11 protein-coding genes are annotated in these 10,270 nt (G+C 45.7%); 10 read left to right on the top strand and 1 reads right to left on the bottom strand.

Going from position 1 to position 10,270, the window contains the following annotated elements; translation table 11 throughout:
* The first annotated feature begins 220 nt into the window (after positions 1-220).
* The 10 genes from ACOTX3_RS25070 (at position 221) to ACOTX3_RS25025 (ending at position 8,858) form a co-directional block, all read left to right on the top strand.
* On the top strand, positions 221-472 hold the full coding sequence (locus tag ACOTX3_RS25070; protein WP_000115760.1) for a hypothetical protein: 252 nt from the start codon (positions 221-223) through the stop codon (positions 470-472).
* A gap of 402 nt (positions 473-874) precedes the next feature.
* A complete protein-coding gene (locus tag ACOTX3_RS25065; protein WP_000694551.1) occupies positions 875-3,265 on the top strand; it encodes an Ig-like domain-containing protein in 2,391 nt (796 codons plus the stop codon).
* A 433-nt stretch (positions 3,266-3,698) separates the two neighbouring features.
* The gene (locus ACOTX3_RS25060) at positions 3,699-4,169 is read left to right on the top strand and encodes a hypothetical protein (RefSeq protein ID WP_000170639.1); all 471 of its coding nucleotides are present in this window, start codon (positions 3,699-3,701) and stop codon (positions 4,167-4,169) included.
* Positions 4,170-4,218: 49 nt separating this feature from the next.
* The gene (locus tag ACOTX3_RS25055) at positions 4,219-4,515 is read left to right on the top strand and encodes a type II toxin-antitoxin system RelE/ParE family toxin (protein WP_000581857.1); all 297 of its coding nucleotides are present in this window, start codon (positions 4,219-4,221) and stop codon (positions 4,513-4,515) included.
* A 44-nt stretch (positions 4,516-4,559) separates the two neighbouring features.
* Positions 4,560-5,705, top strand: coding sequence for a hypothetical protein (locus ACOTX3_RS25050; RefSeq protein WP_000339750.1), 1,146 nt, complete (start codon positions 4,560-4,562; stop codon positions 5,703-5,705).
* Positions 5,706-6,110: 405 nt separating this feature from the next.
* Positions 6,111-6,488 (top strand): hypothetical protein, encoded by a 378-nt coding sequence (locus ACOTX3_RS25045; RefSeq protein ID WP_000645320.1) that lies wholly within the window; start codon positions 6,111-6,113, stop codon positions 6,486-6,488.
* A 91-nt stretch (positions 6,489-6,579) separates the two neighbouring features.
* On the top strand, positions 6,580-7,008 hold the full coding sequence (locus tag ACOTX3_RS25040; RefSeq protein ID WP_000069824.1) for a hypothetical protein: 429 nt from the start codon (positions 6,580-6,582) through the stop codon (positions 7,006-7,008).
* A 64-nt stretch (positions 7,009-7,072) separates the two neighbouring features.
* Positions 7,073-7,330, top strand: a complete 258-nt coding sequence (locus ACOTX3_RS25035) for a hypothetical protein (protein WP_001290639.1) — start codon at positions 7,073-7,075, stop codon at positions 7,328-7,330.
* Between the two features lie 155 nt (positions 7,331-7,485).
* On the top strand, positions 7,486-8,094 hold the full coding sequence (locus ACOTX3_RS25030) for a hypothetical protein (RefSeq protein WP_000833775.1): 609 nt from the start codon (positions 7,486-7,488) through the stop codon (positions 8,092-8,094).
* A gap of 170 nt (positions 8,095-8,264) precedes the next feature.
* The gene (locus tag ACOTX3_RS25025; RefSeq protein WP_421631656.1) at positions 8,265-8,858 is read left to right on the top strand and encodes a winged helix-turn-helix domain-containing protein; all 594 of its coding nucleotides are present in this window, start codon (positions 8,265-8,267) and stop codon (positions 8,856-8,858) included.
* A gap of 15 nt (positions 8,859-8,873) precedes the next feature.
* On the opposite strand, the gene ACOTX3_RS25020 is transcribed toward ACOTX3_RS25025, so the two are convergent.
* Positions 8,874-10,021, bottom strand: a protein-coding gene (locus ACOTX3_RS25020; protein ID WP_088581786.1) for an IS3 family transposase whose coding sequence is annotated in 2 segments (ribosomal slippage) — positions 8,874-9,784 and positions 9,784-10,021 — 1,149 coding nt in all. Because the reading frame shifts where the segments join, the coding sequence is not laid out codon by codon here.
* Positions 10,022-10,270 lie beyond the last annotated feature (249 nt).

Below are 10,270 nucleotides of genomic sequence, written 5' to 3'. Positions count from 1 at the left end.
CTTGTTGTCTGATTATTGATTTTTCGCGAAACCATTTGATCATATGACAAGATGTGTATCCACCTTAACTTAATGATTTTTACCAAAATCATTAGGGGATTCATCAGCGCCTGGCAGTGTCAATGATCCACGAGCAGGCGATTGCTGTGCAGAACACTGAATACCAGAATTATCCGGCTTATAGCTAACTGGTAACAACAATTACAGAGAGATACTTAAAATGAGCGTAAACCCAGAATACACCAGGGTTCAGCATGTCCAGATTATTCGCGAGCGAGATGGGCAGAAGGAAGTTGTTCGAGTCTATGATGAAGATGGCGACGTGGTTCTGTGTTTACCTGCCTACATTCAGGATGAGGAAATAAATCTTATTCTGCGCCGGTTGAATGACGTATATTCAGTCGGATATCGTGTAGGTGATGCAGCCCGCCGCCGCGCCATCAAAAAAGCGCTGGGGGATGATGAGGAGTAAGGCCATTTTTACTGGCAAGATATCTGTATACCGGAGTCTTTAGAGTACGTTCTAATGGCTCCGGATTATTAATACTGTTTTACTCATGCAATAAAAAGCAAACCAAAATTCTTTCGCTAATTCATTTTTAAATGCTCAAATCATTAAATGTAAGGAGCGTTATTTATCAATAGGTATGGCGTTCTTAATGGCTATTAAGCTAGTTCTGCTTTCGCTTGCTTCTGGAAATTAGGGAAACCTAATTTTACCCTATCAAAAAGTAACTTTTCTGGTTTTGTTGCATTCACGTAAACAAAAAAAGTCCCGCCGGGCAGAAAAGAAAAACATCAAAAATAGCTATTTTCCCGAAAAGATCACGAACACTGAAAAAGTATCATGGGGAACCTGATCAGGAGACAACCCATGAAAATCAAACTAGCCCTGCTTATTGCATTTGCAGGTTTCAGCGCAGGAGCTTCCGCTGAAATCGCAGAATTCAGCTTTAAAGATACCCTGAACGTTAAAAAGACCGTATCGCCTGCATCCGTATGGATTAATCCGGTAACGAGCTTTGACGTTGCCGTTATTTCCGGTCTGGACCGTTATATTACGCTCAGTCTGCTGAAAAGTGACGGGAGCCTCATCTGGAGCACGAAAAGCAGCCTGGTTACCGTTGATGACCGTACCACATCTTCGACAGGCTTTGATTATTACGGCAAGACTCTGACCGTACCAGCGATGGGAGAAGATAGCTTCACCCTCAGAGAGGTGATTACCGACTTGCAAGGGAAGGAGGTCTCCCGGCAGGATTACCCGCTTGCAATTGACCGAACGCCTCCGGCAACGGGTACCATAAGTTATACGAGAAATGGGTGGAACTTTGGCAGCGAAGCGATCTTCACTTCAGTACCAGCCGGTATGCAGTACGCCAGCGTCCAGGCACTGGTCTTTAATGGACTGAGTGATAAAGGTTCCGGGCTTGCTAATGCTGAATATTTCATAACCGATGCCGCTGGAGTGGAGCGTAAAAAGCCAGCGGAAATTAATACAGTGGAAGGTAGCGTAACCGTTCAAGTCGCCGACGCAAGCAGCAATGCCCTGGCACCGGAAAACCGCTCTGAATATAAAGTGGGGATCTACCTTTATGACAAAGCGGGAAACAGGAGCGAACTAAGCCGCCGAAGCGTAATTGATCGGGTTAAGCCTGACGATATCATCCAGGTGCAGGACGCCACTACCGGATCATGGGTCTCCTATCAGTCTGGCATGACCGTCTTCCAGAACCCTATTTCCGTACGGGTATTAAGGAAGAAAAGTGACTTTACTGCTGTTAACGGTTCCAAATATGGCTGGGCGGACTCGAATTTCCAGACGTCCGATAGCACTTATAATATCTATACTTTCAAATACATATATCCAAATGTGGGGGATACTTATCATGAATTTCAGACTCTGGCGGGAGGAGTAAGACGAATTCATCATAACTCCCTCAACTTCACTCCAGCCCCGGCGATGGAAATAGCCCCGAAGATAGTGGCTAAAGAGATGTACCGGAGTGATACCAGTGAGTGGTTAACTCAGGCCTCAATCAGCGTTAAAACCGCCACCATTAGCCGCATAAAGGTAACCGCAGAACCCCGACCATACGTGCAAAAGTTCAGAACGGTAAAAAATGCAGCCTGGTTCTGCACTATTCCTGTCGGACAAAGTTCATGCGAGATGACGGTTAACTTCAACTACACCAGTGACAAAGGATTTGAGTATCTGCATCTTTACTCGGGAAAAGATGGTGACAGCATATTCGATGCGCTTGCTGGTAATTTTACGGTTATCTGGGATAACAACCCACCGGTGGTTAATGTCGCTCAGGTAAACAAGGCCTCCAAGACAATCACTATGACGGCCACCGATAATGATCGCGTCAACGCCTGGAACATCAGCTACTGGGATACCAAAGTTTTCGAAGCCACCCTTAAAAATGCCCGGGGGGAAACTTTCACCCTGAAGCCTGTGACTGTCAGTGAAAGCGATTATAAAACCAAAAACGCCACTTTCTCATACGCTGGTCTACCGGACGGGGATTATACGGTTGTTAGCGTGTCTGCCACGGATCTTGTTGGAAACACAGGAACCAAAACGCTTAATGCACCGCTGAAAATTGACTCAACGCTTCCGGTTATTGCGTTCAGCTTTAATGGCGCAGACGCAGAAGGAAAACTGGTTAAAGGGCTTGAGAACCTACGCATAAGCGTTACTGATGCCTCTGGGGATGCTTCCCTGATATCGCTTCAGCTCGCTGGTGGACCTAACTCTGAAAAGGTCACCCTTGCATTCACGCCGCTATCCAAGGATGTCTTTATTCCTGAATACCCCAGAATCTTCCCCAATACTGACGAATCGGGACAGATGTATCATCTGGAGGCTCTGGCTATTGACGAATCAGGTAACCGGACCACTAAAACGCTTAATTTTACCTACCAGCCAGCTAACCTGATTATGCTGGATAATCTCAAGACGCTGGCCACAGCCGTAGCACTGAAAGCAACGGACAACACGCCGCTGGCCATCATCCGAACCAGTGTGTTGCGTCGTCAGGACGGTTCTATCATTACCGGACAGTTAAACGGAACCCTGACTGTTCAGAAAAACGCCCAGTTCGGCGTTACGGTTGCCGGAGTTACGGTCCAGCCTGGTGAAACTAAATCGCTGTCACTGGATCTTGGTAATGGTGAAGAGCGCACATATCCCGTTACTCCCGCTGTAAGTGGTCAATCTGGCACGGCCACATTTGCTATAGAATTCCCTCAAACATAAACCCTACACAAGGGTACGGTAGTATGCCGTACCCTGTTACGCCATCCTCAATGTAAAATGTAGAGTTGAGCATGACTTAATTATTACTTTCTCATTAAGTGTCTCTTAAACTGCAAACGGGAAAGTAATATTCCCGAGACGGGAAGGACTCCTTCCTTTTGGTTATAATCTATGATGCTAAACTGTGTAATTACACCGGAACAATGTCCTCGTTTAAATCGCTGGCACCAGTACATGATTTATCCATGAATGCTTTTTGATGCAATTTTACTTCAGAATGCTCTTAATTTTTTAAACAAATTATATTTGAATCCTTCGTGTATAAATTTGCAGACCCTCTCTCAATGTTTTTTTAAAATATTTACTCTCAGGTTATTAGCCAGTAGATTCATTCTGTCATGATTACTCCAGAACTAACCGGAGGAATCACATTATGACCAAATATTATGATCGCAGTGGAATTGAAATCTCCAGCGCAAAAATCCGCTGTGTTGATTCTGTAAAAGGTACTGCGGAATATACTTTTCGTATTGTTTGCGATAAATGCAATGGGCGGGGAGAGCGTAAGCATTTTTATAGAAGTCGCTGTATGGCTTGTAAAGCCACGGGTTACAGCCTCGAAACGACCCGTACTGCTTACACGCTGAATGCGCTGTACCGCATTAATGCGCAAGCTGCCCGCAAAGTGTCAGCATCCCTGCAAGACGAGCGTTTAAGGACTGAAAGCGCCCACAGTTCTGCGTTCACAGCATGGTGCAGGTCTCATCAAAAAATGGTTGATGCAATCACCCAACAATCCAGTAGTAATAATTTTCTGGAAAGCCTTAAGTCTTCTTTAACCCACCAGCGTCAGTTAAGTGATAAGCAGCTGGCAGTTGCCGCCCGCATTTTAGGTATTCATTAATTCAAAGCCCTTTTAATTTAATTTTAAGGTCAATTATTACGGAGGAACTATGATCCATTCATTTAAAGACAGACGGCTTGAAAAGTTCTTCCGTAATGGAAAAACAACGGCAGGTATTCCTTCTGAAATTATTAACGCAATTCTGTGTCGACTTGAAACGCTGGATAATGTCCAGAGTGAGCGGGAGTTATTATCCAACAGCTTGCGTTATGAACGCTTAAGAATGACGTCAAACCGTTATTCCTCCATTCGAGTAAACTCTAAGTATCGATTATTCTTTGAATGGAATGATGGCGCACATAATGTTCATTTGTCTGCACATGACTATAAATCGCTCATCCATTAAGGTTAAAAATGAAGCTATTTTCAATTTCATCCCGGGATACAAGCATGGACGCGATGTTTTATATCCAGGCCAGTACTAAACAACAGGCAAGTTACATATTTAGTACCCTTTCCCCGAAGCCTACTGCGAACTGCCAGCTTACAGATTTGCAGAATGAGACGGTCGTCCCTTCCATAAGCCCTATTTCGCTTTCACTTAACCCCTGGTCGATCAATTCCCAGTCCCGAACCCGGGAACTGCGTATGGCCACGCATGGTCTTAACCTGATCTGTGCAGTCACGGATGAGCATACCCGTCAGATAGTTGACTTTTGCGATAACCTTGGACAGCAGCTTAAGGATCCGGACGACAAAAGCGCCTGGGTTAAGCTCATTAATTCTGAATGCGCTTTGCTTAATTCTCCGCGTCTCTATCCCGTTCTGCTTGAGCCGGATACACCGGCACAATTTGAAATCTTTGTGCCAGCTCCGGAAGATGGAGAACACGACACGGTCATAGCCAGCGTTGTTAAAGAATGTTTCGGAGATGAATGCCGGTACAGAGTAACGGACAAAGCTTTTGCAATGTCGGAAAAGCCAGTCATCAGGCTGGAAGCTCATTTCAATGACAAACGCGAAAAGGTTTTAGAACTGACCTTTTCCTGTTTCAATCTTTCACTCTCAGCGTCCGTGCATGAAAACCAGCTACGTCAGATTTTGTTACTTTGCGAAGACTTTGGCGTAAGGCTTCAGGGTAGAGCAGGGGCATCCTGCCACGTTAATATGCGCAGTGCTTACCGTCGTCTTGCTCATGTTGGCACCGGCTCTCGCCCAGGTGATGACAGTGATGTGCGGGTCTATACCTCGTTAAAAGAAGAAAAAGATGTTAAGAGGCTGCTTGATAAGTCAACCAGGGGAAGTGAGCTTGTACCGGCGAGGCACGGGCAGCAGTTTAACGGGGTCTTAGTGAATGCCACACCCGCATCGGCCACTACTGGTTTCATTTACCTTTCGCATGATTTTCCGGAAGGCCAGTTTATGATGACAGCCGAGGTGTTGCATGTTGGAATTACACCAGGCGGTATTTACTACATTGAAACACTGGACGGTTACCGGTTTATCGTGACAGCGTTTGAGAAGGGATTAATGAACGGTTTGAGGGAGTTTATAGCTGCAAATGAGGAATATTTTAAGTATTACCGCTGGTCTTAGTATCTGAGCTGAAACCGGTAGGCCAGGGAAGGCAACCGGGAAAATGCAATTTAACCTGATCCTATACCTACGACTATCTTTATCCACTTATAATAGCCTCACCAAATTATAATGCCCGATCACCGCATTTGCTTAAACCTCACATATTCTTCTTATGCTTCCCCTGATAATCTACGACCGAAAGACAAAGGAAAGTGAATACGAAATAAGATTTATGAGCACATAAAAGTTACTTTTCCTTGGTGGCACATCACAAACATTGTGGGTTTCATAATCCTTTTTGTTATTTAAAAAGGATGTGTTCAATTCTAATTAAAGGTGGTATTTTTTTTGAAAGTTTGCTGGGAGGTTATTAGCTGGGGGGATGGGTAACAGTATAATAAGTACAGATGAAAAGGAGGTTTTATGAAAGCGTTAGACGTGGTTTCAACTCAACTCAACTTTATTAATCTGTTGGATCAGGCAGGATATGCTCTTTCAGAAATTGTTGTAAAACGCTTCAGTGCTGCACCAGCCTTTAACGAAGGGCACTGGTTGTTCATTGCAGAGCAGGATAACCGCTACATTGAAGTGGTCTGTATTCTCTCTTTAGCTTCAGAAAGCGGAGAGCAGCATATTGATGTTTTTATTAATATGTTCGAAGACCCGATTGATGATGTTATTTCACGAAACATTGAAACCAAAACCTTTGCGACGCTTTATAAATACATTGAACGTATACCTTTTACTCCGGGTGTAAAGAAAGAATTCTTGAGCAGTATTGAGAACATCAATTTTAGTTAATCAAAAACCACAACTTTTTGCCACCAAGTTATTAGGTAATGCTATCAACCTGATATAATTACCTTAACATGAATATGAGCGGAGCCGGGTTATGTCTAATAATACTGAAGTCATTAGCTGTGATTTATTTTCAACTCTATCTTCACTTAATTTTAGCACCGAGGATATTACAGGTTTGACTCCGGCCAACTTTCGAAAGGGAGCTTTCTTACATGCAAAAATTTCTGCTAGCCAGGCCACGCGAGCGACTGATATTTCCATTCAATTACTCACGGATCGTGTTTCAGGTGAAATGAACTACGTAATAGTAATTGGCAGGCACGAAGGACTCCTGCAAAGCGAAGCAATTGACCCAAACGCTGATAAGCAATACCGGGAAAACCGTTATTCTCGCCATTTTATCTCAGTAACCGATGCCAATACCAAAGCCCTGAAAAAAACCTGCAAGGTAATGAAAACATATATCAAAGAGCAGGCATTTAAGCCTAACACCTGGGGGCACAGTTTCATTAAGGGTTGATTTATTCTTGCCCCGGTGAGCCGGGGCAACGCTAAATTAACCTCAAACTGTGCTGGAGGCACAAATGTCTGAAAAACACTTTATCGTTAAAATCCAGAACCGAAACGGCGACCATGAGAATAGCTATGTTCGGTTACTCGTCAGCGATTGTGAGAAAAATGCTTGCCAGACGGCACTCATTTCAGAGTGCCATGGCGAGCTTGAACAGCTGAGTTTTGAAGACGGTGGGGTTTACGACTACAACGGCGAAAATCACTACAGTGTCAGGAGCTGCGTGGAGGTTGCTCCAGAAGACGTTGCAACTTTGCAACGCTTCCTTTAACACCTGCGACATTTGATTAAATATCGGGCGTCCGCTACAGGATGCCCGTGATTTAAACGATTCCTCAAAGATCGCTGTCACTCCTGATAACTGTATTAAGAGCAGGTTTGTGATAGGTTCAGCGTAACAACATTACTGGAATTTTGGTTGCCTTGATGAAGAGCTGCTTTTCTGATTTACCCGTTAAAGACGGCACGTCCGGAACCTGGAAACTGGACACATTCGAAATTACCGCAGATAAGGCGATGAGCCTCGCCCTTCGTGCCGAGTATACAGGTAATACAGACGAGTTTATCCCGCCCGGTAGATATCGGCGTTTGTCCAACGGCTGGGATGTGGTGATGTCCAATACCCCGATGGAGATCAGAACCTGCCAGGATTTTTTAGAGCGAGCCACCGGGCGCGTGCTCATTAATGGTCTTGGTCTGGGGATGGTGCTTCACGCCATTCTTCAAAAAGAAGATGTAACCCATGTAACAGTAATTGAAAAAGAACAGGACGTTATTAACCTCGTTGCGGCCTCGTTTGCAAACGATCCTCGCGTTGAAATTATCCATGCTGATGCAATGATGTATTGCCCACCAGCAGGCGTCACGTACAACGCATGCTGGCACGACATATGGCCAGACTTCGCAACAGCTAACCTCTCACAGATGGATAAGCTGGAAATTAAGTACCGGGACATCTGTGAATGGCAGGGCTCGTGGGGCAGGGAGGAGTGTGAGCAAAAGCACATTGAGTTTCAAAATCTTGGGGCTGATTGAGTACAACTTTTGAAGGTGTCTCCGCTAAAGAAGACTGGGTCTCTTTGCGCATGCCCAGCTGTGCTGCATGACCTGACAAAGCCTATAAATAAACAGATCGGTTTGATTTAGTAATCCCCCTTCCAACCATCAGGCCGATATTTAAACTGCATCTCCATTAAGGATGGCTGATGAGCACGATTTCTACGGATTTAATTGCACGGATCTACGCAGCCTCCGAATTGCCGTTGAGCAACGACGAGCTTTATCGCGAAGTGCAGCGTGAAACTGGCATGTCGGATGCCGAATTGCACGAACTGAAAGAATTTGGGTCAGATAAAACCAGAACCAGCGGCGTCAAACACAAAGTACGCTGGTTTCAGCAGACTCTTCGGCAGGCCGGAGTCATCGAACGCGTTCCAGAAAAACGGGGCGTCTGGAGATACTCCTCTAAGACGAAAACAAACCTACACGAGTCATGGGAAAAGCTCTGTGTTGTCGGTTTCTCAACTTCTCTTGGGGCATCGGTTTTTGGAAACGCCTATGCCTTCTTCAGCAATATCACAGAGCAAATTCATCTTTGCCTGACCTCGCCGCCTTACCTCCTTCGAAATTCAAGAGACTACGGGCATGGCGGGGGGCGTGGCGAGCAGGTTTATATTGACTGGCTTCTGCGTATCCTCGAACCGATCGTGAAACAGCTTGTACCCGGCGCAAGTGTGGCATTGAATATCACTCAAGATAGCTTTAATAGGGGCAGGCCTTCACGTTCTCTGTATCTGTGAATCGCCACGGATAATCTAGACACTTCCTAGCCGTTGATAATACTGGTTTTCATATTCTGTCGGTGACATCTGATCGCTGGAACCATGCCGACGCTTACTGTTATAAAACATTTCGATGTAATCAAAAATATCGCTGCGGGCTTCTTCCCGCGTTCCGTAGCTCTTTTTCTTTATCCGTTCGCGTTTCAACAACTGGAAAAAGCTTTCTGCAACCGCATTATCATGGCAGTTACCGCGACGGCTCATGCTGCCCTCCAGGCCGTGTGATTTCAGGAACGACTGCCACTCATGGCTTGTGTACTGACTGCCCTGATCCGAATGAACCAGCACCTGTTTTTGGGGATTACGGCGCCATACAGCCATCAGCAGTGCGTTCAGGACAATGTCCTTTGTCATCCGGGATTGCATGGACCAGCCGATAATTTTGCGTGAGAACAGATCAACAACCACGGCAAGATACAGCCAGCCTTCGTGGGTCCTGATGTAGGTTATGTCCGTTACCCAACGCTTATCCGGAGCATCCGGATTGAACTGTCGCTGGAGCCTGTTGGGCGACACGATACTGGCCTCGCCTTTACGTGCCCGCGGGCTCCGGTATCCGACCTGAGCCTTTATCCCGACACGTTTCATCAGTCGCCAGACTCTGTTCACTCCGCACTGTTGCCCGCTGTCCCGCAGATCCAGATGGATTTTGCGATAACCATAGACGCATCCCGATTCCAGCCAGAACTGTTTAATCTGTCCTGTCAGTCTCAGGTCTGCCTGATGGCGTTGTGAATGCGGCTGCTGAAGCCAGGCGTAAAAACCACTGGGATGAACATCCAGCACCCGACAGAGCAGGCGAACAGGCCAGCAACAGGTGTTGTCACGGATAAAGGCGTACCTCAGTCGGACAGCTTTGCGAAGTACGCCGCGGCTTTTTTTAATATGTCCCGTTCGTCGGTAACCCGCTTCAGCTCTTTCTGGAGACGGCGGATCTCGGCCTGAGCATCTGACTGTTCTTTATTAGCGGAAGAATCCGGACCGTACTTCTTTATCCAGGCGTAAAGGCTGTGGGTGGTGATATCGAGACGTGTTGCAACGCTGGCAACAGAATAACCGCGATCAACAACCTGTTTGACTGCTTCAGTTTTAAACTCTTCGGGATAACGCTTACCGCTCATGGGCACCTCTCTTTAAGCCATCTTAAATGACTCTGAGGTGTCTGTTAAACCCGTGGCGATTCAAAGAGATAACTGATTATTCAAATTTTGAATTAGTTAATAACCTTTTCAGCATTTCATATCATTGATTCAAAGTGCATCTCTAGGGTTACCTAATTCACCTATGTCTACTTCTGGCACAATGCAGAAATGAGATAGATTTACTTTATCCGCTTCTCGCTCAAAGCTGTCCGTAATCCCCTGCCTGCT

The organism is Enterobacter cloacae complex sp. IR5384, assembly GCF_049237265.1.
GTDB classification, from domain to species: domain Bacteria; phylum Pseudomonadota; class Gammaproteobacteria; order Enterobacterales; family Enterobacteriaceae; genus Enterobacter; species Enterobacter cloacae.
The sequence above is the reverse complement of the archived record's forward strand: the minus strand, read 5'-3'. Positions and strand labels throughout refer to the sequence as shown.